26 protein-coding genes are annotated in these 26,699 nt (G+C 67.6%); 15 read left to right on the top strand and 11 right to left on the bottom strand.

Annotated elements, in window-relative coordinates:
• The first annotated feature begins 29 nt into the window (after positions 1–29).
• A complete protein-coding gene (gene grpE / locus XM1_RS03615) occupies positions 30–629 on the top strand; it encodes a nucleotide exchange factor GrpE (protein WP_068429883.1) in 600 nt (199 codons plus the stop codon).
• A gap of 41 nt (positions 630–670) precedes the next feature.
• Here grpE and XM1_RS03610 read toward each other — a convergent pair whose 3' ends face one another.
• From XM1_RS03610 to dapB, 3 genes are all read right to left on the bottom strand, one after another.
• Positions 671–1,111 (bottom strand): helix-turn-helix domain-containing protein, encoded by a 441-nt coding sequence (locus XM1_RS03610; RefSeq protein ID WP_068429882.1) that lies wholly within the window; start codon positions 1,109–1,111, stop codon positions 671–673.
• 76 nt (positions 1,112–1,187) lie between these two features.
• Positions 1,188–1,352, bottom strand: a complete 165-nt coding sequence (locus XM1_RS24470) for a hypothetical protein (RefSeq protein WP_172821881.1) — start codon at positions 1,350–1,352, stop codon at positions 1,188–1,190.
• Positions 1,353–1,354: 2 nt separating this feature from the next.
• A complete protein-coding gene (dapB, locus tag XM1_RS03605; RefSeq protein ID WP_068429874.1) occupies positions 1,355–2,152 on the bottom strand; it encodes a 4-hydroxy-tetrahydrodipicolinate reductase in 798 nt (265 codons plus the stop codon).
• 160 nt (positions 2,153–2,312) lie between these two features.
• On the opposite strand from dapB, the gene XM1_RS03600 reads away from it, so the two are divergent.
• Both XM1_RS03600 and XM1_RS03595 read left to right on the top strand, forming a co-directional pair.
• Entirely contained in the window at positions 2,313–4,409 is a 2,097-nt protein-coding gene (locus tag XM1_RS03600; protein ID WP_231920680.1) for a bifunctional diguanylate cyclase/phosphodiesterase, read from the top strand.
• A 97-nt stretch (positions 4,410–4,506) separates the two neighbouring features.
• Positions 4,507–5,517, top strand: coding sequence for a DUF3426 domain-containing protein (locus tag XM1_RS03595; protein WP_068437456.1), 1,011 nt, complete (start codon positions 4,507–4,509; stop codon positions 5,515–5,517).
• 36 nt (positions 5,518–5,553) lie between these two features.
• Here the strand turns inward: XM1_RS03595 and XM1_RS03590 are convergent, their stop codons facing one another.
• From XM1_RS03590 to XM1_RS03575, 5 genes are all read right to left on the bottom strand, one after another.
• Positions 5,554–7,860 carry a DUF4175 domain-containing protein gene (locus tag XM1_RS03590; RefSeq protein ID WP_068429864.1) on the bottom strand — a complete coding sequence of 769 codons (2,307 nt, stop codon included), beginning with the start codon at positions 7,858–7,860 and terminating at the stop codon, positions 5,554–5,556.
• 100 nt (positions 7,861–7,960) lie between these two features.
• Positions 7,961–9,235, bottom strand: coding sequence for a diaminopimelate decarboxylase (lysA, locus tag XM1_RS03585; protein ID WP_068429861.1), 1,275 nt, complete (start codon positions 9,233–9,235; stop codon positions 7,961–7,963).
• 19 nt (positions 9,236–9,254) lie between these two features.
• The gene (locus tag XM1_RS24465; RefSeq protein WP_172821880.1) at positions 9,255–9,431 is read right to left on the bottom strand and encodes a lipoprotein; all 177 of its coding nucleotides are present in this window, start codon (positions 9,429–9,431) and stop codon (positions 9,255–9,257) included.
• Entirely contained in the window at positions 9,428–10,843 is a 1,416-nt protein-coding gene (argH, locus tag XM1_RS03580; protein WP_068429860.1) for an argininosuccinate lyase, read from the bottom strand. Before argH ends, XM1_RS24465 begins: the two co-directional genes overlap by 4 nt.
• A 74-nt stretch (positions 10,844–10,917) precedes the next feature.
• On the bottom strand, positions 10,918–11,850 hold the full coding sequence (locus XM1_RS03575; RefSeq protein ID WP_068429859.1) for a cation diffusion facilitator family transporter: 933 nt from the start codon (positions 11,848–11,850) through the stop codon (positions 10,918–10,920).
• 115 nt (positions 11,851–11,965) lie between these two features.
• Here XM1_RS03575 and XM1_RS03570 point away from each other — a divergent pair, with 115 nt between their 5' ends.
• The 6 genes from XM1_RS03570 (at position 11,966) to XM1_RS03545 (ending at position 17,927) form a co-directional block, all read left to right on the top strand.
• Positions 11,966–13,303: an AmpG family muropeptide MFS transporter gene (locus tag XM1_RS03570; RefSeq protein ID WP_068429857.1), complete on the top strand. Its 1,338-nt coding sequence runs from the start codon at positions 11,966–11,968 to the stop codon at positions 13,301–13,303.
• A gap of 61 nt (positions 13,304–13,364) precedes the next feature.
• The gene (gene ald / locus XM1_RS03565; protein WP_068429854.1) at positions 13,365–14,486 is read left to right on the top strand and encodes an alanine dehydrogenase; all 1,122 of its coding nucleotides are present in this window, start codon (positions 13,365–13,367) and stop codon (positions 14,484–14,486) included.
• 16 nt (positions 14,487–14,502) lie between these two features.
• Entirely contained in the window at positions 14,503–15,048 is a 546-nt protein-coding gene (ppa, locus tag XM1_RS03560) for an inorganic diphosphatase (RefSeq protein WP_068429851.1), read from the top strand.
• A 270-nt stretch (positions 15,049–15,318) separates the two neighbouring features.
• Positions 15,319–16,212, top strand: a complete 894-nt coding sequence (locus tag XM1_RS03555; RefSeq protein ID WP_068429850.1) for a phosphate/phosphite/phosphonate ABC transporter substrate-binding protein — start codon at positions 15,319–15,321, stop codon at positions 16,210–16,212.
• Positions 16,213–16,218: 6 nt separating this feature from the next.
• Positions 16,219–17,484: an ATP-binding protein gene (locus tag XM1_RS03550; RefSeq protein ID WP_068429846.1), complete on the top strand. Its 1,266-nt coding sequence runs from the start codon at positions 16,219–16,221 to the stop codon at positions 17,482–17,484.
• Positions 17,481–17,927: a response regulator gene (locus XM1_RS03545; RefSeq protein WP_156428635.1), complete on the top strand. Its 447-nt coding sequence runs from the start codon at positions 17,481–17,483 to the stop codon at positions 17,925–17,927. Before XM1_RS03550 ends, XM1_RS03545 begins: the two co-directional genes overlap by 4 nt.
• Before the next feature lie 8 nt (positions 17,928–17,935).
• Here the strand turns inward: XM1_RS03545 and XM1_RS03540 are convergent, their stop codons facing one another.
• The 3 genes from XM1_RS03540 to XM1_RS03530 all read right to left on the bottom strand — a co-directional run bounded on the left by XM1_RS03540 (position 17,936) and on the right by XM1_RS03530 (position 20,393).
• Positions 17,936–18,148: a hypothetical protein gene (locus XM1_RS03540; protein WP_068429843.1), complete on the bottom strand. Its 213-nt coding sequence runs from the start codon at positions 18,146–18,148 to the stop codon at positions 17,936–17,938.
• A 128-nt stretch (positions 18,149–18,276) separates the two neighbouring features.
• Complete coding sequence (locus XM1_RS03535; protein ID WP_068429840.1) at positions 18,277–19,926, bottom strand: hypothetical protein; 1,650 nt, start codon at positions 19,924–19,926, stop codon at positions 18,277–18,279.
• The gene (locus XM1_RS03530) at positions 19,926–20,393 is read right to left on the bottom strand and encodes a CreA family protein (RefSeq protein WP_369816034.1); all 468 of its coding nucleotides are present in this window, start codon (positions 20,391–20,393) and stop codon (positions 19,926–19,928) included. The genes XM1_RS03535 and XM1_RS03530 overlap by 1 nt, the downstream gene beginning before the upstream one ends.
• Positions 20,394–20,595: 202 nt before the next feature.
• Here XM1_RS03530 and XM1_RS03525 point away from each other — a divergent pair, with 202 nt between their 5' ends.
• The 6 genes from XM1_RS03525 (at position 20,596) to XM1_RS03500 (ending at position 26,593) form a co-directional block, all read left to right on the top strand.
• Positions 20,596–21,204, top strand: a complete 609-nt coding sequence (locus XM1_RS03525) for a hypothetical protein (protein ID WP_068429836.1) — start codon at positions 20,596–20,598, stop codon at positions 21,202–21,204.
• 52 nt (positions 21,205–21,256) lie between these two features.
• Entirely contained in the window at positions 21,257–21,643 is a 387-nt protein-coding gene (locus XM1_RS03520; RefSeq protein ID WP_068429835.1) for a DUF6165 family protein, read from the top strand.
• Positions 21,644–21,655: 12 nt separating this feature from the next.
• On the top strand, positions 21,656–22,774 hold the full coding sequence (locus XM1_RS03515; protein ID WP_068429830.1) for a glycosyltransferase family 9 protein: 1,119 nt from the start codon (positions 21,656–21,658) through the stop codon (positions 22,772–22,774).
• Positions 22,771–23,892, top strand: coding sequence for a glycosyltransferase family 9 protein (locus XM1_RS03510; protein WP_068429827.1), 1,122 nt, complete (start codon positions 22,771–22,773; stop codon positions 23,890–23,892). Before XM1_RS03515 ends, XM1_RS03510 begins: the two co-directional genes overlap by 4 nt.
• Positions 23,893–23,895: 3 nt before the next feature.
• A complete protein-coding gene (locus XM1_RS03505; RefSeq protein ID WP_068429825.1) occupies positions 23,896–25,053 on the top strand; it encodes a glycosyltransferase family 9 protein in 1,158 nt (385 codons plus the stop codon).
• A gap of 178 nt (positions 25,054–25,231) precedes the next feature.
• Positions 25,232–26,593, top strand: coding sequence for an aromatic acid/H+ symport family MFS transporter (locus XM1_RS03500; RefSeq protein WP_068429823.1), 1,362 nt, complete (start codon positions 25,232–25,234; stop codon positions 26,591–26,593).
• Positions 26,594–26,699: the final 106 nt, after the last annotated feature.

Raw genomic sequence — 26,699 nt, 5'->3', positions numbered from 1 at the left:
CAACTTCAACCTGTCGAGAGAGCCTTGATATGACCCAGGATCAGACCGCCGAGCAGATGCCCGCCGCCGAAAGCGCCGAACCGGGCCCGGCCGCCGAATCCGCCGCGCCGCCGGCCGCCGAATCCGACCGCATCGCCCAGCTGGAGGCGGAAATCGCCAAGCTGAAGAACGACGTGCTCTACGCCAAGGCCGAGACCGAGAACACGCGCCGCCGCCTGGAGCAGCAGGCCGAGGATCGCGGCAAGTACGCCGTCTCCAACATCGCCAAGGACGTGCTGTCGGTGGCCGACAACCTGCGCCGGGCGCTGGATTCGGTGCCGGCGGCGGCGCGGGACGGCAACGAATCCCTGGCGGCGCTGACCACCGGCGTCGAGATGACCGAACGGGAATTGCTGGCCACCTTCGAGCGCTACGGCATCAAGCCGGTGGCGGCCCAGGGCGAGAAGTTTGACCCCAACCTGCATCAGGCCATGATGGAGATGGAAGACCCCAGCCAGATCGAAGGCACCGTGGTGCTGGTGATGCAGGCGGGCTACACGCTGCACGACCGCTTGCTGCGCCCCGCCTTGGTGGGCGTCGCCAAGGGCGGCCCCAAGAGCGGCGGCAACAACGTCGACACCAGCGTCTGACGAAACAAGAAACCCCCGCCTCATCGGCGGGGGTTTTGCTTTCAGCCGGCGGCCGGCGGCGTGTGGCGTAGGGACAGGGCCTTGATGGCCAGGGGAACGCCCCAGCCCAGCGCCGGATAGATCACCCACAGATGATCCGGGTTGTGGAAGAGGTTGATGGCGGCCAGCCCGCTCATCACGGCCGCGAACACCAGAAGATGACGGCGGAACGTCCTTTGGGGGTCACGGGGGGCGGGCGACGGCACAGCGGTTTCAGTCATCATGGAATCATCCTTGGCGAGGGGGGCGGAGCCTCCCCGAAGGCGATCGATCGGCATGTCGAAGGCCGCCGCCAGGGCCTTCAGCGTTTCCAGCGCGGCGGCCTGGCCCTGTTCGAGCCGCTGGACGGTGCGGGCGCTGATACCCGCGATCTCGGCCAGTTGCTCCTGGGACCAGGCGCGTTGCAGACGCAGCTCACGGATGGTTTCGGCGGTATCGGTCATGCTTCGGACCCTCGGGAAAGGTGGCGCCAGCATGGGGCGGACCCCGCGACAGCGCCACGACACCAGGACGACAGGCCTATCTTAGCGCCCCGTAGACCAGCGCCCCCAGCAGAATCGCCAGCAAGGTCATCATGCCGTAGAACACCTTGCGCGAGAACGCCACTTCCTCGGCCGAGGTGTGCTCCCACTCCTTGTAGCGGCGTCCGACCGGCGCTTGGGGGGCCTTTTGCTCGTCGCTCATTCTCACAGCCCCAGAACGTCGCGCATGGAATAAAGCCCCGGCCGGCAATCGGCGGCCCAGCGGGCGGCGCGCACCGCGCCCTTGGCGAACACGGCGCGGGACGACGCCTTGTGGGTCAGTTCGACCCTTTCCCCTTCCGCGGCGAACATCACGGTGTGGTCGCCCACCACGTCGCCGCCGCGCAAGGTGGCGAAACCGATCTCGCCCTTGGGCCGCGCCCCGGTATGGCCGTCGCGGCTCTTGCACCACACGGAATCCAGCGCCTTTTGGCGGCCGAGCGCGGCGGAGCGGCCCAGGCCCAGCGCCGTGCCCGAGGGCGCGTCCACCTTGTGGCGGTGGTGCATCTCGACGATTTCGATGTCGTAATCCTCGCCCAGGATGGAAGCGGCGCGCTCGGTCAGCGCCATCAGCAGATTGACGCCGACGCTGAAATTGGGGGCGTAGACGATGGGGGCGCGCTTGGCGGCCTCGGCCAGCCGGGCCTCGTCGTCCTTGGAAAGGCCGGTGGTGCCCACCACCAGCACCTTGCCCAATTCGGCGGCCAGGGCGGCGTGGGCCAGGGTGGCGGCCGGCGCGGTGAAGTCGATGACGGCGTCCGAGGCGGCGAACAGGGCCGCCGGGTCGGAACTCACCGAGGCGCCCACGGATTCACGGCCCAGCAGAACGCCTAAGTCACGACCCATGAACTCGGTTCCGGCCCGTTCGGTGCCGCCGGAAAGCCGGCAACCCTCGGCGGCCAGCACCGCCTCCATCAGCATCCGGCCCATGCGCCCGGCGCATCCGACGATTCCGATCCTCATGCCCTGGTCCTTTCGAAAACAGACCCACTTTCTTAGAGGCAGCCGGGCTCAAAATCCAGCATCGAGAGACAAAAGTAGGGTGATCACCGGATTCTGTTGCAGTGCATAATCCGTCAGTGGCACTGTCCAATTGGAATTGATCCAAATGGGTTCGAATGTGATGAGCGGCGACGTCGTAGCCTTTGCCCGCAGTGACGATGACCTCGGCGGCTATCGCTCCTTGTTCGAGAACGCGGTCGAGGGCATCTACCGCACCACGCCGGACGGGCGTTATCTCGACGCCAACCCGGCGCTGGCGCGGATCTACGGCTACAAGGACCCGGCTGAGCTGATCGCCGGCCTGACCGATATCGCCCGCTCCCTCTACGTCGATCCGTCCGACCGCGAACGCTTCCGCGAAATCCTGGCCCGCGATTCGGTGGTGCGCAATTTCGAGGCGCGGGTGTGGACCCATGACGGCGGCATCATCTGGATCGCCGAGAACGCGCGGGCCGTCTATGACGGGCGCGGCCGGCTGGTGTGCTACGAAGGCACCGTCCAGGACATCACGGCACGCAAGAAGGCCGAGGATTCGCTGCGTCTCGCCGCCACGGTGTTCGAGACGGTGGGTGAGGCTATCGTGGTCACCGACCGCGAGCGGCGCATCCTGGCGGTCAACGATTCCTTCGAGCCCATGACCGGCTGGACCGCCGCCGAGGTCATGGGCCAGCCCTGCGACCTGCTGGCCGTCGAGATGATCGGCAACCGCGAGATCGAGGAGATGTGGCGTCTGGCCGCCGCCAGCGGCCAATGGTCGGGCGAGACCTGGACGCGGCGCAAGGACTCCGAGCCCTTCCCCGCCGCCCTGGCGCTAACCGCGGTGGACCAGGGAGAGGACGCCAAGGGCGACGATGGGCGCTTCGTGCTGCTGCTGCGCGACATCACCCGCAAGCGCCGCGACGAGCAGCGCATCCGCTTTCATGCCAGCCACGACGCCCTGACCCGCCTGCCCAACCGCCACACGGTGATGGAGGCGCTGGGCGAGGCCATCGTGCGGGCCGAGCAGACCGGCGAGCGCCTGGCCATGCTTTATCTCGACGTCAACCGTTTCAAGGACATCAACGACAGCTATGGCCACGCGGTGGGCGACGAGCTGCTGCGCCAAGTGGCACGCCGCCTCAAGGCCTGCGTGCGGGCCAGTGACGTCATCGGCCGGCTGGGCGGCGACGAGTTCGTCATGCTGCTGCCCAGCGTTGGCGACCATTCGGCGGCCCAGTCCTGCGCCGGCAAGGTGCTCTACGCCTTCGCCGAGCCCTTCGACATCGACGGGCTGCAGCTGTTCGCCGGCACCTCCATCGGCATCGCGCTTTTTCCCGACGACGCCGACGGCGCCGAAAGCCTGCTGTCGCGGGCCGACGCCGCCATGTACCACGCCAAGCGCGGCGGCCTGCCCTATAGCTGTTTCGATATGGAAATGGACCGCCAGGTGGCCGAGCGGGTCAGTCTGGAAAACGACCTGCGCCTGGCTTTGGGCGAGGATCAGTTCCGTCTGGTGTTCCAGCCCAAGATCGACGCCCTGTCCGGCGCCATCGTCGGGGCCGAGGCCCTGATCCGCTGGCGCCATCCCGTGCGGGCCGACGTGTCGCCCGGCCTGTTCATTCCCGTCGCCGAGCGGGCCGGCCTGATCGGCGCCATCGACGACTGGGTGCTGGGCGCCGCCTGCCGCCAGGTGGCGGAATGGCGGGCCCAGGGGCTGATGCTGCCCTCGATCAGCGTCAACCTGTCGCCGGCCCAGTTCCACGACGGACGCCTGAAGGACAAGGTCAAGGCGGCGCTGGCCGAATCCGGCCTGCCGCCCCAGATGCTGGAGCTGGAAATCACCGAGACCATGATGGCCAGCGACGTGGACCGCGCCATCGAGATCCTGGGCCAGCTGACCACGCTGGGGGTCCGGGTGTCGCTGGACGATTTCGGCACCGGCTATTCCTCGCTGGCCTATCTCAAGCTGTTTCCCGTCTCGACGCTGAAGATCGACCGCGCCTTCGTCACCGAACTGCCGGGCAACGCCAAGGACGGCGCCATCATCGCCTCGATCATCGCGCTGGCCGGCAATCTGGGCTTTTCCGTCATCGCCGAGGGCGTGGAGACCCGCGAGCAGGCCGCCTTCCTGGCGGCGCGCGGCTGTCCGGTGATGCAGGGTTTCCTGTTCTCGCGCCCCGTCAACGCCGCCACCTTCGCCGGATTGCTGGCCAATCCGGACGGGCTGATCCGTCTGTAGCCCGCCCAGGCCCGAAGGGCCGGAGTTGCTTGTAGCCGCTTGTGTTGGTCCCTGCTCCGGCCTATAAGAAATAAATCTTTTCCGGTGCTTGCAGACCATGCTGATCACCTGCCCCGCCTGCGCGACCAACTTCTCCATCCCCGACAGTGCGCTCGGAACCTCCGGACGCAAGCTGAAGTGCGCCAAGTGCGCCCACAAGTGGTTCCAGACGCCGCTGTCCATGGATGACGACACCGACCTGGATCTGGCGGGGCCGTCCTTCGCGCCGCCCGAGCCGGCGATGCCGGACTTTTCCAAGGTGTCGGGCTTCAATCCGGTCAAGGACGACACGGTGTTCGACGCGCCTCGCGCCTCGGCCTCGTCCGATGACGATTTCAACCTGGATGCTCCGCCGGTTCCCACCTTCGCCAACCGCCTGCCGCCCGATGAAGGCATGGAGCAGGCCGGCGACATCGACTTGCTGGACGAGGAGCCGCAGCCGGTCCCCGAGCTGTTCTCCACCTCGGCCAGCGAGGGCAAGAAGGGCACGGGCATGCTGTGGGTGCTGCTGGTTCTCCTGATTCTGGGGGGATTGGGCGGTGCCGGCTATTACTTCCAGGACCAGTTGGTCGAGGCGGTGCCCGAGGCCGGGGAATTGCTGGGCCAGGCGGGTTTGCGGCGGGAAAAGCCCGGCGCCGGGCTGGAACTGCGCAAGGCCGGCACGCCGGAACGCTTCGTCCACAACGACACCGACGTGCTGGTGGTGCGCGGCATCATCGCCAACGTCACCGACCGCTCGCGGCCGGTGCCGACCATGAAGCTGGTGCTGATGGACCGCAACAAGCAGGCGGTCCAGGAAAAGCTGTCCCAGCCGCCGGTCACCGAACTGGCCTCCCAGGGGACGGTCAGCTTCAAGATCATGCTGGAACGGCCCGATCCCAACGCCGTCGAGGTGGTGGTGGTCTTCGTGGATTCCGCCGAGGCCAAGCCGGCCACGGCGCCGCCGCCGGTTCCGGCCACGCCCGCTCCGGCGCCCGTTCCGGTGGCTCCGCCCGCTCCGGCGGCGGATGCGGCCCCGGCGGCTCCCGCCGCCCCGCCCGCCGAGACCAAGCCCGTCGAGGCGAAGTAGTCGCCTCCAGTTTGCGGGCATCCTGCCCGCAGGTGGTCAGAACGGCTTCAGCAGCCGCCTAATATAGTCCCGTTCCGGCTCCGGCCGGTGGAAATCCCCCGAACGCCGCCGCAATTCCTGCAGGATTTCCCGCGCCCGCATGGTGTCGGAGCGGCCCGGCACCTTGGTCCGGCCGTCATCGGCGAAGGTCGAGCCGTTCTGCATACGGCCGAAGGGGTCCCTGGGCAGCAAAGCGGGCGAGCCCTTGCCCCGTGCCGCCTCCATGCGCTCGATCATCTGGCGCGCGCCGTCTCGCAGGCGCTTGACCGCCTCGGCCTGCTGCTCGGCGGCGTCGCCCCATTCTCCGTCGTCCAGGCTGGATTGGGCGCCACGCATGGATCGTTCCGCATCGGAAAGGAAATCGGGGGGCTGGGGCAGGGACTTGGCCAGCTGGTCCAGGGACTGACGCAGCGCCTTTTGCTCCTGGGCGGCCTTGCGTCCTTCGGCCCGGTCGGTGGCGGACGGCTTCGGCCGGGGGGCGTCCTCGTCGTGCTCCTCGGGCGGCGGAGCCTTGCGGAAGCTCTTGTCCAGCAGCTCCTGCTGGCGGGCGGTCAGCTCCTTCAGGCGGCGCAGGGCCTCGGCGGCGGCCGGATCGCCCTTCTGCCCGCGCGCTCCAGACCCCATCTCGGCCATCAGCCGCGACATCTGCTCCAGGCGGCGGCGCAGTTCCTCGCGGTCGCCGGTCTCGGCCAGCCCGCGCAACTGGTCCAGCATGTCGGAGAGGTCGACGGCCTGGGAGCCCGGCTCGGACGGCGGCGGGGATTCGTCCAGGCCCAGCTCGGCCAGGGCGTTCATCCACTGCTCCAGCGCGGCTTCCAGTTCCTGGACCAGCCGGGACAGTTCGGCCGCGTCGGCCTTGTCGGCCAGGGCGCGTTCCAGACGGGCGCGCGCGTCCTCCAGGCTTTTCTCGGCGGCGGGTAGGCCGCCGTCCTCGATGCGGGTGGCGGCGTACCACAGCAGCGAGCGCATGCGGTCCCGCTCGAATTCGGGGCGCATCAGCATGTGACGGGTGACGGAAAGCGCCAGGAACACCCGCCGGTCGCCGCCGAAGGCCTGGGGCTCGTCCAGGATCTGACGCAGCTCCTCGGCGATCTCGGGCCCCAGGCGGGGGGTATCGCTCAATTGGCGGCGCCATTCCACCAGGGCGCGGGCCAGGGGGTGGCGGAAATTGCGCTCGGGCAGGACGGTTTCGAAGGGAGGGGCGGCGCCCACCTGGCCGGCACCGTCCTCGGCCTTCAGCGTCAGGCGCACCTTGCGTCCGGCCCAGTCATGGTCGGCCAGATCGGCGCGCAAGCGCAGCCGGGCCTGACGCACCCGCTCGCCCGGCAGCACCAGATCCAGGCGCAGCGGTTCGGCCGCCTCGTCCACGGGTTCCACCTCCACCCAGGCCCGGCTCAGGCCGTAATCGTCGCTTGCCTCCAGTTCCAGGGTCAGGCGGCCGCGCTCGTCGTCCTTGGGCGGCTGGACCAGCGTCACCTCGGGCGGGGTGTCGGGGCGGATGGTCACGGGCCACGAGGCGGCGAGGCGCAGGCCGAGGCGGACGTCCAGGCTGGGTCCTTCCGTCACGGCCAGTTCGGCGCGGCCGTCCTCGGCGAATGGCACCGCCGCGCCGCCCGCTGACAGGGCGGACCCGCCCCAGCCCCGCCACGAGGTCACGGCGCGGGCCAGGCTTCCGGCCGGCACGGCGATCCCGCCCTGGCCCGGCTTCAGCAGACTCTGGCCCAGGCCGGTATAGGCCGGCGGCACGATCCACACCTCCAGCGTGTCGGAGTCCAGCGCCGGGCGGAGGGTGTAGGGATCGACGGCGCGGGCCAGCCGGCCGGCCGGGTCGGAGCGTCCTCCGGCGGCGGCGACGATCAGCAGCAGCAGGGCGGCGAAGCGCAGGCCGAACGGGTCCTTGGGCGGCAGCACCGGGTCGGGCCAGCCGGGGCGCAAGTCCCGGGCCGCCTGCTCCATGCGGGCGCGGTGGGCCTGCCACAGGGCTTCGTCGCCGATGGCCAGATGGTCGGAAAGCGCGGCCAGCGGCCGGTGGGCGACGCCGGAATCCCGCTCCAGCCGCCGCGCCGCCTCTTGCCGAGAGGGCCGCTCCACCCGCCAGGCCTTCCAAAGCAGGACAAGGATGGCGAGCGCGAAGGCGGGGGCGAGGGCGGCATGCAGCCAGAAGGGCAGCAGCGGGGCGGCGTCGAACAGGGCGAGCGCCAGGAACAGGGCCAGCAGGGCGAGCGCCGCCGCCACCGGCGGCCACGCCCTTTCCCACAGCAGCGCGAGGCGGGCCAGACGCAGCTTGCGGGACAGGGGGGGCATGTCAGGCTTTCATCGGGGCTTTTGCCCCGAACCCCAACCGGGAGGCAAAGCCTCCCGAGCCCTCCATTTCTTCAAAAATAAGGGAGGGCAGCCCAGTCACTCATTCCTCCGCCAGCCATCCGGGCAGGCTTTCCAGGGAGCGCATGTCCTCATAGCTGGGCCGGGCGCGGATCACCGCGTATTCGGTCCCCTTGACCAGCACTTCCGGAATCAGCGGCCGCGTGTTGTAGGTGGATGACATGGCGGCGCCGTAGGCTCCGGCGGTGCCGAAGGCCAGCAGGTCGCCGGCCCGCATGGGGGGCAGGCGGCGTTGACGCGCGAAGGTGTCGCCGGTCTCGCACACCGGGCCGACCACGTCCGCCTCGGCCAGGACGGCGTCGGCCTTGGGCTCGGCCACCGGGAAGATGGAGTGGTAGGCGTCGTAGAGCGAGGGTCGCGCCAGGTCGTTCATGGCGGCGTCGACAATCAGGAAGGTCCGCGTGCTGCCCTCCTTCACCCGGATGATGGAGGACACCATGATGCCGGCATTGCCCACCAGCAGGCGGCCGGGCTCGAAGACGAAGCGGCAGCCGAGATCGCCCAGGGTTTCCTTGATCACCTGCGCGTAGGCGGCGGGCTCGGGCGGGGTCTCGTCGTCATAGGGCACGCCCAGGCCGCCGCCCAGGTCCAGGCGGCGGATGTCGATGCCGTCGGCCCTGAGCATGGCCACCAGGTCGCGCACCCTCAGGAAGGCTTCGCGGAAGGGGGCAAGCTCGGTCAGCTGCGAGCCGATATGGCAGGCGACGGCCACCGGCTCGACGCCCGGCAACGCGCGGGCGCGGGCATAGACCTCGCGGGCCCGGGTCCATTCGATGCCGAACTTGTTTTCCTTCTTGCCGGTGGTGATCTTGGCGTGGGTGCCGGCGTCCACGTCCGGATTGACCCGGATGGCGATGGGCATCACCTGGCCGCGGGCGGCGGCGATCTCGGACAGCATCTCCAGCTCGGGCTCGGATTCCACGTTGATCTGGAAGATGCCCTTGGCCACGGCGAATTCCAGTTCGTGCCGGGTCTTGCCCACGCCCGAGAACACGATGCGGGCCGGCGGCACGCCGGCAGCCAGGGCCTGGCGCAGCTCGCCCTCGCTGACCACGTCGGCGCCTGCCCCCAATTGGGCGAAGGTGCGGACCACCGCCACGTTGGGATTGGACTTGAGGGCGAAGCAGATGGTCGCGTCCAGCCCGGCAGCGGAAAGCGCCTCGGCGAACACGGTGTAGTGCCGCTCCAGGGTCTTGGTGGAATAGCAATAGAACGGCGTGCCGGCCTCGCGGGCGATGCGGGCGATGGCGACGTCCTCGGCGAACAGCTCGCCGTTGGAGTAATGGAAGTGGTTCATCGGTGTTCCTGAAGGCCGGTCAGTAGGCGGAGTTGGTGGTCGGATCGGGGGTCTTCTTCTTCGACTCCGCCGGCATGGGCGTATAGGGGTAGTCGCGGGGATAGACCGCCTCGTCGGGCCGCTCGGGCATGCTCTTGCGGCCGCAGGCGGCCAGGGCGACGACCAGGGTGACGACCAGGATGGAGCGCATCGTCATTTGACGTCCTCCTTCAGGCGGTTGCGGGCCGCCGCGACCGCTTCGCGCACCCGGGCCGGCGCGGTGCCGCCCAGGCTGGTGCGGCTGTTGACCGAGGACTCCACCGACAGCACGGCGCGGGCCTCCTCGGTGATGCCGGGCTCGACTTCCCGCATCTCGGCGAGCGAAAGGTCTTCCAGGCCGCAATTCTTGCCCTCGGCCAGCTTGACCAGCGATCCCGCCACGTGGTGGGCGCGGCGGAACGGCATCTTCAGCGCGCGCACGCACCAGTCGGCAATGTCGGTGGCGGTGGTGAAGCCCGCCCCGGCGGCGGCGCGCAGGGTCTCGACGTTGACCTTCATGTCCCGGACCATGCCGGTCATGGCGGCGATGGCCAGCTCCATGGTGTCGGCCACCTCGAACACCGGCTCCTTGTCGTCCTGCATGTCCTTGGAATAGGCCAGCGGCAGGCCCTTCATGACGATCAGCAGCGCATTCAAATCGCCGATCACCCGGCCGGTCTTGGCGCGGATCAACTCGGCGGCGTCGGGGTTGCGCTTTTGCGGCATGATGGACGAGCCGGTGGTGAAGGCGTCCGACAGGGTGACGAAACGGAACTGGGCCGAGGTCCAGATCACCAGCTCCTCGGCCAGTCGCGACATGTGCACGGCGCATATGGCGCTGGCCGACATGAATTCCAAGGCGAAATCACGGTCCGACACGCCGTCCAGCGAATTGCGCATGGGCCGGGCGAAGCCCAGGTCCGCCGCCGTGGCCTCGCGGTCGATGGGAAACGAGGTGCCGGCCAGGGCGGCCGAGCCCAGCGGGCATTCGTTGAGGCGCTTCCTGGCGTCGGCCAGCCGCGACCGGTCCCGCGAGATCATCTCCACATAGGCCATCATGTGGTGACCGAAGGTCACCGGCTGGGCGGTCTGCAGATGGGTGAAGCCGGGCATCACCGTGGCGGCGTGCTCCTCGGCGCGGTCGAGCAGGGCGGCCAGCAGCGCGTGAAGCGCGCCGTCCATGCCGTCCATGGCGTCCCTGACCCACAGGCGGAAATCGGTGGCCACCTGGTCGTTCCTGGACCGCGCCGTGTGCAGCCGCCCGGCCGCCTCGCCGATCAGCTCGGCCAAGCGGGATTCCACGTTCATATGGATGTCTTCCAGCGCTTGGGCAAAGGGGAAGTTGCCCGCCTCGATCTCGGCCAGCACCTTGTCCAGCCCTTCGAGGATCAGCAGGCCGTCGGCCTCGGTCAGGATCTGCTGCTTGACCAGCATGCGGCAATGGGCCTTGGAACCCCGGATATCCTGGGCATAGAGCCGCTTGTCGAAATCGATGGAGGCGTTGATTCGCTGCATGATGGCGGCGGGGCCGCCGGCGAACCGCCCACCCCACATGGAGGACGCGGCCTTGGTCTTGTCGGTGTCGGTCATGAAAGCCCTGGTGAAAGCGCGAGAGTTAAGGAATTGTGCGCCAACCTACACCCTTCGGGCCGGGGCGGGAAGACTCAGGGTCCGTGCGCGGCGGCAAGCCGGCAGTCCCGACCGCCGTCGCCGCGCTCCAGTTGGATTGTGGCATGGCCGATGCCGAAGCGATGCTCCAGCTCCTCGGCCAAATGGTGAAGAAATTCATCGCTGTCGGGCATCCGTTCCATCACCAGATGGACGGTCAGCGCCGCCCGGCTGGTGGACAGCGGCCAGACATGCAGGTCGTGCAACCCGCCGACGCCCTCCCGGCCGGCCAGGAAGCGTTCGACCGCGTCGAGGTCGATGGCGGCTGGCACCGCGTCCAGGCTGAGATTCACCGATTCCTTCAGGAGCGACAAGCTGCTCCAGGCGATGATCACGGCGATCCCTAAGCTGATGGCGGGGTCCAGCCACCACCAGCCGGTCAGCCCGATCAGCAGGGCGGCCACCACCACCGCCGCCGACACGGCGGCGTCGCCGGCCATGTGCAGGAAGGCGCCCCGGACATTGAGGTCGCCGGCGGCGCCCTTCATGAACATCAGGGCCGTGCCGGTGTTGATGATGATGCCCAGCGTCGCCACCGCCATGACCACGCCGCCCTCCACGCTCTGGGGATGGCTGAAGCGGCCCAGCGCCTCCCAGCCGATTCCCCCCACCGCCACCAGCAGGGCCAGGGCGTTGATCAGCGAGGCCCAGATGGTGGCCCGTCCCAGGCCGTAGGTGCGCCGATGGCTGGCGGCGCGGCGTTCCAGGATGCTGGCCGCCCAGGCCAGCACCAGGGCCAGCACGTCGGACAGGTTGTGGCCGGCATCGGCCAGCAGGGCCAGGGAATTGGCCGCCACCCCCCACCAGGCCTCCAGCCCGACGAAGCCCAGGTTCAGCGCGATGCCCACGGCGAAGGCGCGGTCGTGCCGGGCCGGGGCGTGGGCATGGCCGTGATCATGATCATGGTGGTGGTGATGATGTCCGCTCATGGAACCTCCGTCCCGGCAGGATGAGGGCTTTATCGGGGGGAAGGTCAAGGGTAGAATGCAGGGGAGTCAACATCTTGCGGTCCCTGATGCCCCATCCCGACAGAATGATCCGAGCATGAGCCGTTCCTGGCTTTCCGGATTCAAGGCCTATGGCGAGAAGCGGGTGGTGATGGTGCTGCTGCTGGGTTTTTCCAGCGGGCTGCCGCTTCTGCTCACCTTCTCGACGCTGTCGGCCTGGCTGAAGGGCGAGGGCATCTCGCGCACCGCCATCGGCATCTTCGCCCTGGTGGGCACGCCCTATGCGCTGAAATTCCTGTGGTCGCCGCTGATCGACCGGCTGCCGCTTCCCGTTCTGACCAATTGGCTGGGGCGGCGGCGCTCCTGGGGGCTGGTGATCCAGGCGCTGCTGATCATCTTCATTCTGGCGCTGGGCTCCACCGATCCGGTCAAGGAAATCTGGCTGACCGCCAGTTTCGCGGTGATCGTGGCGTTTCTGTCGGCCAGCCAGGACATCGTCATCGACGCCTACCGCGTCGAGATCCTGTCCGACGAGCAGCAGGGCCCGGGGGCCGGCGCGGTGCAGGCGGGCTATCGCCTGGCCATGCTGGCGGCGGGCGCCGGCGCCTTGCTGGTGGCGTCCCAATGGGGCTGGTTCGCGGCCTACGCCACCATGGCGGCGCTGCTGGGCGTCGGAATGCTGGTGTTCCTGTTCGGCCACGAGCCGGAGATCAAGGTCTCGGCCGCCACCGCCGAGCGCGAACGGCGGGCGGCGGAATACCTGGAGGCCCGCCCGCACCTGAAGGGCGGGCCGGCCAAGGTGGCGGCGTGGCTCTACGGCGCGGTGGTCTGTCCCTTCGCCGATTTCATGGCGCGGCCCGCCTGGTGGGCGGTGCTGTTGTTCGTCATCGGCTACAAGATGGGCGAGGCCATGGCCGGGGCCATGGCCAACACGCTCTACATCGAGATGGGCTTCGCGCTGGACGAGATCGCCTGGGTCAGCAAGATCTTCGGCTTCGGCGCCACCGTGGCGGGCACGGTGATCGGCGGCGCCCTGGTGGCGCGCCTCGGCATCATGCGCGCCCTGCTGATCTTCGGCGTGGCTCAATCGCTGGGCAACCTGTTCTATGTGGTCCAGGCACTGGCCGGGCATAACATCTGGGCCCTGGCGGTCTGCGTGGCGGCCGAGAACCTCACCGCCGGCATGGCCGGTTCGGCGCTGGTCGCCTATATTTCGGGTCTGTGCAATCAGGCCTATACCGCCACCCAATACGCCCTGCTGTCGTCGCTCACCGCCGTGGGCCGCACCCTGTTCGCCTCGGCCAGCGGCAAGCTGGCCGACATGTTCGGCTGGGTGGACTTCTTCCTGATGACTACGGTGGTGACCCTGCCCGCTTTGCTGATTCTGCCCTGGTTGATGAAGCAGCAGGGCCGGGTTGCGTCCAAGCCCGGTTGAAAGTGGACGGCCGAGGCCTCATTGTCAGGTTTTAGGAACGGTTCCAAGTGTTGGGGGCGGAATGCGCATCGGCGTTCCCAAGGAGATCAAGAGTCACGAATACCGGGTGGGGCTGACGCCCGGCTCGGTGCGTGAGCTTGTCCATCACGGCCACAAGGTGACGGTGGAGACCCAGGCCGGGGCCGGCATCGGCTGCTCCGACGCCGCCTATCGCGCCGCCGGAGCCGAGATCGCCGCCACGCCCGCCGACGTGTTCGGCTTCGCCGAGCTGGTGGTCAAGGTCAAGGAGCCGCAGGCGGTGGAATTCCCCCTGCTGCGCTCGGGGCAGATTCTCTTCACCTATCTTCATCTGGCTCCCGATCCGGCCCAGACCCGGGCGCTGGTGGAGTCGGGCGTCTCGGCCATCGCCTACGAGACGGTGACCGATGCGGGCGGCCGTCTGCCGCTGCTCGCCCCCATGTCCGAGGTGGCGGGGCGCATGTCCATCCAGGTGGGCGCCCATTGCCTGGAGAAGGAGCAGGGCGGATCGGGCGTGCTGCTGGGCGGCGTGCCCGGCGTGGCCCCGGCCAAGGTGGTGGTGCTGGGCGGCGGCGTGGTGGGCTCCAACGCCACGCGCATGGCGGTGGGCCTGGGGGCCCGCGTGGTGGTTCTCGACCGCTCGCTTTCCCGTCTGGCCCAGATCGACGAGCTGCTCTTGAACACGGTGGAGACCGCCTACGCCACCATGGACAATATCGAGCACCACGTGCTGGAGGCCGATTTGCTGATCGGCGCCGTGCTGGTGCCGGGCGCTTCCGCGCCGCGCCTGGTCGGCCGCGAGCTGGTGGCCGCCATGCGTCCCGGCTCGGTGGTGGTGGACGTGGCCATCGACCAGGGCGGCTGCATCGCCACGTCGCGCCCCACCACCCATGCCGCGCCCACTTATCTCGACGAAGGTGTGGTACATTACTGCGTCACCAACATGCCGGGCGCGGTGGCGCGCACCTCGGCCTTCGCGTTGAACAACGCCACGCTGCCATTCGTCCTGGCCCTGGCCGACAAGGGTCTGGTCCAGGCGCTTTCCTCTGACCCGCATTTCCGCGCGGGTCTCAACGTTTACCAGGGCAGCGTCACCCACGCCGCCGTGGCCCGGGACCTCGGCTACGCCCACGTGGCGCCCGAGACAGCCCTTTCCTCTCCTTAAGGGAAACAAAGCACAAATGGACCTCAAGAAGATCCCAATCGGCAAGAACCCGCCCCGCGACGTCAACGTCGTCATCGAGATCCCGCTGCGCGGTGATCCCGTCAAGTACGAGATCTGCAAGGAATCGGGAGCCATGTACGTGGACCGCTTCCTCAACACCGCCATGTACTATCCGGTGAATTACGGCTTCGTGCCCCACACCCTGTCGGCCGACGGCGACCCGGTGGACGTCATGGTGGTGGGCCGCATTCCGGTGGCGGTGGGCTCGGTGATGCGTTCGCGTCCCATCGGCGTGCTGCTGATGGAAGACGAGGCCGGCATGGACGAGAAGATCCTGGCCGTGCCCCATTCCAAGCTGCATCCGTTCTATGACGGCGTCACCAGCTACGAGGATCTGCCCAAGATCCTGGTGCAGCAGATCGAGCACTTCTTCGTCCACTACAAGGACCTGGAAGTGGGCAAGTGGGTTCAGCTGAAGGGCTGGGGCGGGCCGGAGCGCGCCGCCCAGATCATTCAGGAATCCATCGACCGCGCCGTTGCGGCCAAGCCGAAGAAGAAGTAGTCCAGGACCGCTTCCGCCGCCGCCCCCGCATGCCGGGGGCGGCGGTTTTGCGTTTCTTGACCGCCATGTTTCCCCGGTCCGGCCGGGATATGGGCCGCCAAGGGGGCCATACTTCTGGGATTTCGTCATATAGCATGATATACCACCATCCATAGGTATGTGGGTGCGGCGGGATTTACATCTGAACCCAATGGATCACATGCACCCGGGGCCAGGGGGGGCATGGCCTTGCACGCCAGCACCGGCCGGCATCAAGGAGGGTCTTGGACCATGCAGGGGCGGCGAGCCACCCGTTTTCGCCAGAGCCTGGCCGGCGCCGTATTCACTTTCGTCTGGTGCGTCGGGCTGGGGCTTGGCCTCCTGCCGGCGCGCCCCGCCCTGGCGCAAACCCAGATCTACTCGTTCGGAGTGCTGTCCCAGCGCAGCGCCGTCCTGACGGCCCAGTACTGGAATCCGATTCTCGACTACGTCGCCCGCCGGTCCGGAATCATGCTGGTCCTGAAGGTGGCGAGAACCGCGCCCGAATCCAATGCGGCCACGGAAGCCGGCGAGTATGACGTCGTCTATTCCAACACCATCTTCCAGCCGTCCATGGCCGCCGCCGGCTATCGGGTCATCCTGAAGCCGCGGACGGCGGCCATCACCGGGCAGATCGTCACCTTGGCCAATTCGCCGGTGGATCGTCTGGACGCCCTGGCGGGCCATGAGGTTGGTTTCCCGTCACAGGTGGCCTTCGTCGGCTATGCGGTGCCCATGGACCATCTGCTGCGCGAAGGAATTCGGGTCGAACCGGTTTTCGGCGGCAACCAGGAAGGCATCATGGCCCAGCTGAAGGCCGGAAAGGTGATGGCGGCCGGCGTCAACAGCCAGATCATGCGGGCATTCGCCACCCGCGAGAATGTTCAGTACCGGGTCCTGTGGGAATCCAAGCCGTTCCTCAATATTCCGGTGGCCGTGCATCCCCGCGTTCCCGCCGAGACCGCCGAGGCGATCCGCCGGGTTCTCGCCGCCATGGCCGACGAGCCGGAAGGCCGCAGGCTGCTGGAAGACGGCGCCCATCTGCTTGGCCAAAGCCCGCCCTTTGGCTTCGCCCCCTCCTCTCCCGCCGAGTACTCGAATTATTCCGAGTTCTACCGGCACACCCTGGTGAAGGACATCAAATAGGCCGTCATGACCCGGTTTCTTCGCCTTTGGGATCAGCTCCCTTTCCTGGCGCGGCTGTTGGGCACAGCGGCCATTGCCTTGGGAATCGCCGGGCTGACCATGGTTCTGGTCTCGGCCAGGGACGAGGCGAGAAGCTCATACGCCGACCTCGCCGAGGAGCTGGAGAGCGAACTGGAAACCCTTCCCGCCGCCATCGCCGAAGTGGTGGTGATCGGCGATTACGCCACCTTGCAGCAGACCCTGGACCGCTATGTCAAGCGCCCCCGCATCTTTCGGGTGACCTTCACCGACCTGACGGGCGTGACGTTGGCGAGCCAGGACCGCGAGCGTGCCCATGCCGCGCCCCGGTGGTTCAGCACCCTGCTGCACTTCGAGAATCTCGGTGGCGACACGCAGGTCATGGTCGGAGGGCGACGCTACGGCACCCTGGCGCTGGAGGTCACCGCCCAGGACTTCGCCTATCGTGCCTGGGTAAGGGTCGGCACCCACATGGTCATTCTGCTGATGGCCGTCATCTTGAACTTTCTGGGAATCTGGCTGGTGCTGCGGACCGGTCTTGCCCCGCTCCGCCATCTGGAAGCCGGCGCCGCAAGGCTGGCCGACGGCAGGCTGGACATCCGCCTGCCCGAGGAAGGCAGCCCCGAGCTCCGGCGCCTCTATACCTTCTCCCAGCGCCTGAACGCCCAGCTGTCGGAGGGAAACGAATCCGAAGCGCTGGTGTCCCTGGACTTCATTCAGCAGGAAGCCCTGCGCCTTCGCGGCCTGCTCCACGACATCGAACTGTATCTCGCGGCGGGAGAGGCCCTGGGGAAACTGCAGGCGCAGAACACCGAGGAGGTGGCGCACAGCGTCAGGATGGCGCTGATGCCGGAGATCACCAGGACCCAAGGCCATATCGAGATCGAACCCCTTCCCCCGATCATCCTGGATCGCCGCCGGCTGGAAGAACTGTTTCACATCGCCTTTGAAAATGGATTGCGCTACGCCCGGCCGCAGACGCCCCCACGGATCGTGGTCAGCGCCACCCATGACGAATCCGGCGTCGAACTGCGCGTCGCCGATAATGGGACGGGCATCGCCGAGGAATTCCGCGACCGCGTCTTCAGGGTCTTCGAAAGGCTCGACACGTCGCAGGATGGACGTTCCACCGGTATCGGGCTTTCCATCATCCGCCGCATCGCCGAGTCCACGGGCGGCGGCGCCTGGATCGAGGAAAGCGACATGGGCGGGATTACGCTGGCCATCAAGCTGGGGCAGGAGACAGTAGTGTGAGCGCCATCAACAGACAGAGTTGCGTCATCCTTCTGGTGGAGGATGTCATGGCCGATGCCCATCTGACCTCGGCCGCCTTCAAGGAAGCGCGGTTCCTGGTCGATCTCAGGCATGCCACCGATGGCCTGGACGCGTTGGACTACCTCCACCACCGGGGCCGCTGGTCCCAGGGTTCACCCCGCCCGGACCTGATCCTGCTCGACCTCAACATGCCGCGCATGGATGGCCGCGAGTTTCTGTCGGCCATCAAGAGCGACATGGAGATCGCCTCCATTCCCGTCGTGGTGCTGACCACGTCGGAGGTGGAGCGCGACGTCCTGGCGTCGTATCAGCGCGGGGCGTCCGGCTATATCGTCAAGCCGGTGGAAATCGAGGACTTTCTCAATGCCGTCAGGCAGATCGAGGATTATTGGCTGACCCTGGTCCGCCTGCCGCAACGCTGAGCGCGGGTTCAGCAATGCTCGGCCGCGTCCTCGGAATCGTCGAGGCATTGGCTGGGGAAGACCATGTCGGTGACCATGGCCGGGTCGAGATGGGCGTGGACCTCGACATCGGCGATGGTCCGGGCGATGAAGCGGCCCAGCTCCATCAGGTAGTCGGGACCGTTGACGGTCAGCGGAGCGTAGTTGGCTTGACGGCTGAGTCCCAGATCGACGACGAGCATGACAGCCTCCCTGTTCACCACGAACGCAGGATAGCCCCTCATCTAAAGTATAAGCAGCGGGTTTCGCGAAGCCGAGACCTGCGCCTATAGTATAGTTTTCAAATTCCCGACAATTTTATCTTATTTGATCAGGCCGTGGCCGTCGCCTTGCGGCCGATGCGGTCATAGGCCTGGCCCACCCGCATCAGGCAGATGGAGCGGTCGGCCTGCTCGCCGGTGATGGTGGCCAGCACCAGCTTGGCGATGGCGGTGTAGGTGGCGGCCTCGGGATCGGCGGCGAAGACCATGGGAAAGGCGGAGATCACCGCCCGGGCCTCGTCCAGTTCGGGGCCGAACAGGTTGCGGCCCATCACCTTGTAGCAGTCGAGCAGGCGCTCCACCGATCCCAGCACGGCGTCCATGTGCAGGCGGCGGCGCAGCGCCTCGCGCAGTTGCACCGCCAGTTCGCGGGGGCGCCGCGCCAGTTCGGCGGGAATGAAGGGCCGCTTGGCCACCATGGCGCTCTTGTCGCGGGCCGAACCGACGCAGACGGCGTGGAACTGGGTCAGGCGGAAGCTGGTGTCGCCGCAGCGGGTGAACATCATCATCACCAGCGTGTCGGTGAGGAAGTTGGTGAAGGATTTGTCGGCGGCCTTCAGGCGTTCGGTCAGGAAGCCGCTGGTGGTGTCCTCGTGCGCCGCCAGGCCGATCAGCTCGTCTCGGGTCTGGGCGAACAGGCGGGTGTTGAAGTTCAGCAGGGTGCGCAGGAACTGGAAATCGGCGGCGTCGGGCAGGTTCAGCCCGGCCTGGGCGGCGCCGTTGCGGAACTCGCCGATCAGGTCCATGGCCTCGATCTCGGCGGGTTCCAGCTTGTAGGGCGGCGGCACCTTGACCTTGACCCGCTTGGTGGTGGTGACCTTGCCCAGCGCGAACTCGACGCCGAGCAGGTTGTAGGTGCGCGGCCGGGTGACCGGCATCTCGACCACCTTGAAGCCTTCGTTGCCTTCGTTGCCGGTGCGCGCGATGGCCGCCTGCTTGGCCTCGGCCGCCTTGTGGTGGGTGGCCAGCTTGGTGAGCGTCTCGTCCACCACCTTCAGCACCAGTTCGCGCGACTCTTCCCAGAAGGCGGCCTGGCGGTCGGGCCGGGTCAGCACGTCGTGGTCGACGCGCGCCAGCACCCGCTTTTCCAGCCCGTCGCGGCAGCGGCGCAGGATGGGCCCCGTGAGGAAGGCCCGGGCGATGCTGGCGAAGCCCGGCACGAACAGGAAGAACGGCTGGTCCAGGCACCATGCCGCCGAGGGAATGGCCGGCAGCGGCACCCGCATCAGGGCCAGGCGCTTCTCCAGCGCGTCGCCCAGCTGGGCGGCGACGAAGGATTCGGCATGGGTGAAGGCGTATTCGTCGGCGCCCTGGGGCAGGGGCGGCGGCATCTCCATGGGCAGGTCGGCGGCGCGGCGCAGCGGCACCGGGGCGGGGGCGGGCGCGGCGGCCGGGGCCTGCCGCGGGGGGATGCCGTGGATCTTCTGCCAGGCCAGCGCGATCTCGGGCCGCTTGGTGATCACCACCTGGATCACCTCGGCCGCCAGCTCCCTCTGCTCGGCGAAGGCCAGTCCGGGCAGCCCGGCGGCGAAGGCGTCCTGGATCACCGCCAGGAACTGGGCGTCGCCCTGGCGCCGCAGCAAGGTGCGCAGCATCTCGGCCATGAAGCGCAGCAGGTCGGGAGAGCTCTCCACCTTGCGCAGCCGGGTCAGGATGTCGTCGAGCAGCAGCTTCTGGTCGGCGGGCAGGGAATCGCTCATCACGGCTTCCAGTTCTTCTCGATGGCCACCGCCGACACCGAATTCTTGGGCGAGCCGTCGATGATCTTGTCGCTGTAGACCAGATAGACCAGCACATCGCGCTTGCGATCGTGGAAGCGCACCACCTGCAGGGTCTTGAACAGCAGCGAGGTGTCCTTCTTGAACACCGTCTCGCCGTCCTTCAGGGTGCCCTCGATGCGGATCGGTCCCACCTGGCGGCAGGCGATGGCGGCGTCCGAGGTGTCCTCGGCCAGCCCGACGCCGCCTTTGATTCCGCCGGTCTTGGCCCGCGACAGATAGCAGGTGACGCCGGCCACCCTGGGGTCGTCGAAGGCTTCGACCACGATCTTGTCGTTGGGCCCCAGGGCCTTGAACACCGTCGAGACGCTGCCGATCTCCTCGGCGCCCAGCGGTTGGGCGGCAAGCATCAGCAGGGAAAGGGCGAACAGGGCGGGACGGGTGACCATGATCATGGTATCGGCCGATAAGCTCCGGGTGGCGGACGGACTGACGTAACATCAACCATAGCCGGGAAATCATGAGAGAAGTGTGAACGCGTTTACATAAGAGACATATTTTTCACCTGACCAAACTCAAGGAAAGCGGCCCCCCGCGGCGGGCACAGTGCGAAGCCCCCGCCGACCCAGCCCCGCCGCCCAGGAAATCGCCATGCCGTTCCCCGCCTTTTTCGCCGACGCCCCCGCCATCACCCTGAAGGACCCCCTGGCCGCCTTTCTGGGCGCGCCCACTGACGGAATGATCACCTATCGCTACGAGGACGCGGTGCGTCTGGCCGGTCATTCCTGCCCCACCGTGGCCGGCGCCTGGCTGATGACCATCCGGGCGTTGCGCGCCCTGTGGCCCGACGGCATGCCCGAGCGCGGCGCCGTCCAGGTGCTGATGGACGACGCCCAGGACGAAGGCGTTACCGGCGTGATGGCCGGAGTGGCCGGCCTGATCACCGGCGCCGCCGGCCCGGGTGGATTCAAAGGCATCGCCGGCCGCTTCGGGCGCAATGACCTGCAGCGCTTTTCCGCCAATATCGGCGCCGAACTGGCGCTGCGCCGTCTGGACGACGGCCAGACGGCGGTGGCCAGCTACCACCCCGAACTGGTGCCTGCCGACCCCGAGATGCGCGAACGCCTGCAGCGTGTGCTGGCCGGCAGCCGCGACCCGGAGGACCATGCCCGCTTCGCGACGCTGTGGCAGGATCGGGTCAAGCGCATCCTGGTGGATTACGCCGATCTTCCCGGCCTGGTCAGGATCGAGATGCGCTGATCCGGCAAATCTGCTAAGACCGGCTCGGTTTCCGGCTAGCTGAAGGTTTGCCATGTCCGTTCTGGTGCCCCAGTCCTGGGGCGAGATCATCGACAAGATCACCATTCTCGAGATCAAGGCCGAGCGTCTGACCGACGCCGCCAAGATCGCCAACGTCACCAAGGAGCTGGACGAACTGGTGGCGGTGCGCGAGCGGGAATTCCCCAGGCATGCCGGTCTGGCGGCGTTGTCGGCCGAGCTCAAGGCCATCAACGAGAAGCTGTGGGTGATCGAGGACGACATCCGCGATTGCGAGCGCGCCAAGGATTTCGGGCCGAAATTCGTCGAACTGGCCCGCGCCGTCTATTTCACCAACGACGAGCGGGCGGCCTCCAAGCGCAAGGTCAACGACCTGCTGGGCTCGGCGCTGATCGAGGAAAAGTCCTACGCTCCGTATTGAGGAGGCGTCGCCTTGAAGCTCGGCCGTCTGGTCCGTGACGCGCTCCGCCGCGTAAGGCCCCGGCCGCCCCGGCCGGGCGCCGCCTCGGGCGTGCTGCTGCTGTCGGCGGGCGGCCTGGGCGACACCGTGCTGTTCGCCCTGGTCGTGGCCCGTTTCTCATGCCTGGCGCGGCCGGGCGAGACGGTGAGCGTGCTGCTGCGCGCCGACGGGGCCAAGATGGCCTTCCTCCTTCCGCCCGAGATCCGGGTGATCAAGGTGGATTTCGGCCGGCTGGGCAAGGATGCGGCCTATCGCGGGGAGGTCTTCGACGACCTTTATCGCACCCATTACCGCCTGGTGGTCTCCACCGACTACAAGCGCCATCCCGATCTGGACGAGGCCCTGGCCTTCGCCTGCGAATCGCCCGAGACCGCCGCCATGCGCGCCCGGCCCTGGGCCAAGTACCAGGCCCGGCTCGACGCCAATGAAAAGCGCTGGGGCCACATCGTCGATTCGGGGGCGGCGCTGCAGGACAAGGTGGTGCGCTGGTCCCGTTTCGCTTGCGAACTGACCGGTGTCGAGCAGCCGCCGCCCCGCGTCGAGCTGCCGCCCGAGCGCATGCCGGCCCCCGTCGCGCTGCCCGGCCCCACCCTGATCGCCCAGCCGTTCTCGGCGGTCAAAGAAAAGCAGAGCCCGCCCGAGCTTTACGCCCGCATCGCCGCCGCCCTGCCCACCGGCTGGAGCATGCGCATCGCCGGCCATCCCAGTGATCTGGACAAGAACCCCGATTACCGCCCGCTGCTGGAGCTTCCCAACGTCTCGTTCGAGCCGGCGCCGTTCTCCGAGTTGGCCGGCATCATGCGCGGCGCCAGGCTGGTGGTTTCGGTGGACACCGCCTGCATGCATCTGGCCGCCGCGCTGGGGGTTCCCACCCTGTGCCTGGCCTCGGCCGGCTTCGTCGGCGAGATCGTGCCCTATGCCGATGAGGTCATGCCCGGCAACCTGAAGGTGTTGTTCCAGCCCATGGAATGCGCCGGTTGCCTGGGCGATTGCCGCTTTCCCGCCGTCAATTCCATGTTTCCCTGCGTGGCGGCTCTCGACTCCGACGCGATTTTGGCGGACATTGCCAGAATGGTGGAGGGAGGTTCATGAAGATTGCCGCCCTGCTTGATCCGGTCTTGAGACTCCTGCTCCGGTGGAAAAAGCGCCGGAAGCGGGCCGAAGGCGTGCTGCTGGTCAGCTCGCGCGGGCCGGCCGAAATGGTGTTCCTGTCCGCCGTGCTGCCCCGCTTCATGCGCCTGGCCAAGCTGGACGAGAGCGTCACCCTGCTGTGCCGCTCGGACGCCGCCGGCATGTCCTTCCTGTTTCCCCGCACGCTGAAGCTGCGCAAGGTGGATTTCCGCCGCTTAGACGAAGTCGAGTACCGCTGGAGTACCTTCACCGACCTGTTTACCCAGCATTACCGGCTGATCGTCTCGCTGGACTACGTGCGCGAGCACGACCAGGACGAGGCGCTGATCATCACCGCCGATCCGGCCGAGACGGCGGGCATGGTGCCGCCGCCCTTCAAGCGCAACTTCCACCAGCGCCTGGAGGAGAGCGAGAAGGTCTTCGACCTGCTGTTCGATTCCGGCCCCGTGCGCCAGGACAAGATCGTCCGCTGGTCGCGCTTCGCCGACGAGGTGCTGGACGACCGCCAGCCGCCGGTCCTGGCCCTGCTGGAAGACAGCCAGCTGCCCAATGCCGAGGCGCTGCCCGCTCCCACCATCGTGCTGCTGCCCTTCTCGGGCGTGAAGCAGCGCATGCTGCCGGCCGAGACCTGGCGGCAGCTGGCCGATCTGGTGCCCTCCAACTGGCAGGTGCTGGTGGCCGGGCACAAGAACGATTTCGACAAGAATCCCGATTACATGGCGCTGCTGACCCAGCCCAACGTCAGGATGGAAACCTCGGGCTTCGAGAGGCTGGCCTCCATCCTGTTGGGGTCCAAGCTGGTGATCGGCGTCGATACCGCCGGCCTGCATTTGGCCGTGCTGTTGGGCGCGCCCACCTTGTGTCTGGCCAGCGCCGCCTATGTGGGGGCCGGCGTGCCCTATGACGAGCGGGTGGTGCCCGACAACGTGCAGTTCGTCTACATCCCCATGGAATGCCAGGGCTGCCTGGGGCGCTGCAAGTTCCCGCTGGAAGACGGCATGTACAAGTGCGTCAACGCCATCGACACCGATCAGGTGCTGGCCTTCGTCCGCGATTCGGTGGCGCGGGGCGTGTTCTGATCCATGGGCCTGCTGTCGACTTTGTTTCCGCGCGGCATGCGCCGGCGCTGGTGGATGTTCCGTCCCATCGACGCCATCGTCGCCCTGTGGCCCAGCCCGAAGACCCGCAAGGGCGCGGTGGTGGTGCGCATGGACGGCATCGGCGACATGGTGATGTTCCGCGCCGCGCTCGAGCATTACCCCGACATCCTGGGGCTGCCCAAATCCGAGATCACCGTGCTGGGCTGCCATTCGTGGAAGGCGGTCATTGACGAGGTGTTCGCCGGTTTCCGGGTGGTGACCATCGACGAGCACGCCTTCGAGAAGAAGTGGCTCTACCGCCTGAAGATCGCGCTGTGGATCCGCCGCCAGGGCTTCCACACCGCGCTGTGCGACATGTTCATGCGCAAGACGCTGACCGCCGACACCCTGGTCTGGGCCAGCCGGGCACCTGAGCGCATCGTCTGCACCCCCTTCATCACCGAGCGCACCAAGGCGGAATACGCCTGGTATTTGGGCCGCGCCACCAGGGTGATCGACACCGGCCCCTATCCCACCCACGAGGGCTTGCGCCATTTCACCTTCCTGCAGGCGCTTTCCGGCACCCGCATGAAGCCTGAGCCGCCCACCATTCCCTGGCCGGAGCGTGAGCCGGCGCTTCCCCCCGGCGCGCCTTACGTGGTGATGTTCATCGGCTCCAACGAGCCGGGGCGGCGCTGGCCGCTGGAGAATTTCATTAACGTTACGAAACGAGCCCTGGAAGCGGGGCTGCGGGTGGTGTTCGTCGGCGGCCCGCAGGAGGCCCATGCCAAGCCCGCTCTGGCCGAACTGGCCCATCCCGGCCTGATCGACGCCATCGGCGCGCTCAAATTGGGCCAGACGGTGGACGTCATGAAGCACGCGGCCTGCGTGGTGGGCAACGATTCAGGCCCCGGCCATCTGGCCATCGGCGTGGGCGCGCCCACCGTGCTGCTGGCCGGCGGCGGCCATTTCGGCTGTTTCGTGCCCTACCCCGAGGAAATCCGCCCGGCCAGGGCCCGGTTCCTCAACGCGCCCATGGAGTGCTACCACTGCCTGTGGCGCTGTCCCAAGCGGGCCACGCCTCAGGATTCCTTCCCCTGCGTCGCCGAGATCACCCCGGACGTAGTGTGGGCGACGGTGCGGGAGCTGGCGGGGGTTTAACCCGCTTCACAAAGGCCCATCCTTTCGTCTAAGGTGGCCCCAAGGCCCGGCCCACGACGGTCGGTGACCCAAAAATAATCAGACAAAGCAATCGGTTGGACATGACACCCCTGTCGGCGACTTCGCCGCCGGGCTGGCGTTCGTGTCTTGATTCGTTTTGCGTGGAGGAACGTTTTTTATGGCATTGGTCAATGCACACAAGCTGATCGACGAGGCGAAGTTCGGGAAGTTCCACTGGAACGTCCTGTTCTGGACCGCGCTGATCATTATCTTCGACGGCTACGATCTGGTGATCTACGGCGTGGTCCTGCCGGTCCTGATGAAGGAATGGCAGCTGGACCCCATCCAGGCCGGGACGCTGGGCTCCTATGCCCTGTTCGGCATGATGTTCGGGGCGCTGACCTTCGGCTCGCTCTCCGACCGCTTCGGCCGCAAGCCGGTCATCGCCGTCTGCGTCGTGCTGTTCAGCCTGTTCACCGTGCTGAACGGCTTCGTCCGCGACACCACCGAATTCGCAATCTGCCGCTTCATCGCGGGATTGGGCATCGGCGGCGTCATGCCCAACGCCGTGGCGCTGATGACCGAATACGCGCCCAAGCGGCTGCGCAGCACCCTGGTGGCGGTGATGTTCTCCGGCTATTCGGTGGGTGGCATGCTGTCGGCCGGGCTGGGGATGACGCTGATCCCCGTCTACGGCTGGTCGGCGGTGTTCTTCGTGGCGGCGGTTCCGCTGCTGCTGCTGCCGGTGATCCTGCTCCTGCTGCCCGAATCCATCGGCTTTCTGATCAAGGCCGGCCGCACGGCGGAGGCCGCCGACAAGCTGGCCCGCCTGGAGCCCTCCTACAAGCCGCAGCCCGGCGACGAGATCTCGTTTCCCACCGGCGCCACCAATCAGGCCTCGCTGCCCGCCCTGTTCGCCGGTGGACGGGGGGTGAGCACGGTGATGTTCTGGATCGCCTTCTTCATGTGCCTCTTGATGGTCTACGCGCTGGGCTCCTGGCTGCCCAAGCTGATGACCACCGCCGGCTATGGCTTGGGGTCGAGCTTGAGCTTCCTGCTGGTGCTGAATTTCGGCGCCATCTTCGGGGCGGTGGGCGGCGGGCATATCGCCGACCGCATGAACCTGAAGCGCGTCCTGGTGGCGTTCTTCGTGATCGCCGCCATCTCCATCAGCCTGCTGGGGGTGAAGAGCCCGACCGCGGTGCTCTACGTCCTGGTGGCGGTGGCCGGGGCCACCACCATCGGCACCCAGATCCTGCTCTACGCCTATGTGGCGCAGTTCTATCCCATGGCCATCCGCTCCACCGGCATCGGCTGGGCGTCGGGCGTGGGGCGCAGCGGCGCCATCCTGGGCCCCGTCCTGGGCGGCACGCTGCTGGCCTGGAAGCTGCCCTTGATGCAGAACTTCATGGCCTTCGCCGTTCCCGGCGTCATCGCCGCCATCGCCATGAGCCTGGTGGTGCGCAGCGCCCAGCACGGCGCCGACGAGGAGAAGGACCTGGCCTTCGCCGCCGAGACCGGGATGATGGAGCCCGATTGAAGTGGAGACCCGGTCTCGTCATGAGACCGGGTTAGGCCCAAGGGGCCGCGCGGCTTATGCCGCGGGAGCCAAGCCCCACGGAGGTGGGGCGCCCGGCGCTTGAGGG

The sequence above is a fragment of the Magnetospirillum sp. XM-1 genome (genome assembly GCF_001511835.1).
Lineage (GTDB): Bacteria > Pseudomonadota > Alphaproteobacteria > Rhodospirillales > Magnetospirillaceae > Phaeospirillum.
This window is presented reverse-complemented; position numbering and strand designations above follow the sequence as displayed.

Coding starts and splice junctions, on each gene's coding strand:
- XM1_RS03575 (WP_068429859.1), bottom strand. CDS start 11,850: ATGAGCGGACATCATCACCACCACCATGATCATGATCACGGCCATGCC.
- XM1_RS03550 (WP_068429846.1), top strand. CDS start 16,219: ATGACCCGGTTTCTTCGCCTTTGGGATCAGCTCCCTTTCCTGGCGCGG.
- XM1_RS03610 (WP_068429882.1), bottom strand. CDS start 1,111: ATGACCGATACCGCCGAAACCATCCGTGAGCTGCGTCTGCAACGCGCC.
- argH (WP_068429860.1), bottom strand. CDS start 10,843: ATGACCGACACCGACAAGACCAAGGCCGCGTCCTCCATGTGGGGTGGG.
- ald (WP_068429854.1), top strand. CDS start 13,365: ATGCGCATCGGCGTTCCCAAGGAGATCAAGAGTCACGAATACCGGGTG.
- XM1_RS03555 (WP_068429850.1), top strand. CDS start 15,319: ATGCAGGGGCGGCGAGCCACCCGTTTTCGCCAGAGCCTGGCCGGCGCC.
- XM1_RS03500 (WP_068429823.1), top strand. CDS start 25,232: ATGGCATTGGTCAATGCACACAAGCTGATCGACGAGGCGAAGTTCGGG.
- XM1_RS24470 (WP_172821881.1), bottom strand. CDS start 1,352: ATGAGCGACGAGCAAAAGGCCCCCCAAGCGCCGGTCGGACGCCGCTAC.
- XM1_RS03540 (WP_068429843.1), bottom strand. CDS start 18,148: ATGCTCGTCGTCGATCTGGGACTCAGCCGTCAAGCCAACTACGCTCCG.
- XM1_RS03590 (WP_068429864.1), bottom strand. CDS start 7,860: ATGCCCCCCCTGTCCCGCAAGCTGCGTCTGGCCCGCCTCGCGCTGCTG.
- XM1_RS03600 (WP_231920680.1), top strand. CDS start 2,313: ATGAGCGGCGACGTCGTAGCCTTTGCCCGCAGTGACGATGACCTCGGC.
- XM1_RS03595 (WP_068437456.1), top strand. CDS start 4,507: ATGCTGATCACCTGCCCCGCCTGCGCGACCAACTTCTCCATCCCCGAC.
- XM1_RS03535 (WP_068429840.1), bottom strand. CDS start 19,926: ATGAGCGATTCCCTGCCCGCCGACCAGAAGCTGCTGCTCGACGACATC.
- ppa (WP_068429851.1), top strand. CDS start 14,503: ATGGACCTCAAGAAGATCCCAATCGGCAAGAACCCGCCCCGCGACGTC.
- XM1_RS03520 (WP_068429835.1), top strand. CDS start 21,257: ATGTCCGTTCTGGTGCCCCAGTCCTGGGGCGAGATCATCGACAAGATC.
- lysA (WP_068429861.1), bottom strand. CDS start 9,235: ATGAACCACTTCCATTACTCCAACGGCGAGCTGTTCGCCGAGGACGTC.
- grpE (WP_068429883.1), top strand. CDS start 30: ATGACCCAGGATCAGACCGCCGAGCAGATGCCCGCCGCCGAAAGCGCC.
- XM1_RS03530 (WP_369816034.1), bottom strand. CDS start 20,393: ATGGTCACCCGTCCCGCCCTGTTCGCCCTTTCCCTGCTGATGCTTGCC.
- XM1_RS03525 (WP_068429836.1), top strand. CDS start 20,596: ATGCCGTTCCCCGCCTTTTTCGCCGACGCCCCCGCCATCACCCTGAAG.
- XM1_RS03510 (WP_068429827.1), top strand. CDS start 22,771: ATGAAGATTGCCGCCCTGCTTGATCCGGTCTTGAGACTCCTGCTCCGG.
- XM1_RS03505 (WP_068429825.1), top strand. CDS start 23,896: ATGGGCCTGCTGTCGACTTTGTTTCCGCGCGGCATGCGCCGGCGCTGG.
- XM1_RS03570 (WP_068429857.1), top strand. CDS start 11,966: ATGAGCCGTTCCTGGCTTTCCGGATTCAAGGCCTATGGCGAGAAGCGG.
- dapB (WP_068429874.1), bottom strand. CDS start 2,152: ATGAGGATCGGAATCGTCGGATGCGCCGGGCGCATGGGCCGGATGCTG.
- XM1_RS24465 (WP_172821880.1), bottom strand. CDS start 9,431: ATGACGATGCGCTCCATCCTGGTCGTCACCCTGGTCGTCGCCCTGGCC.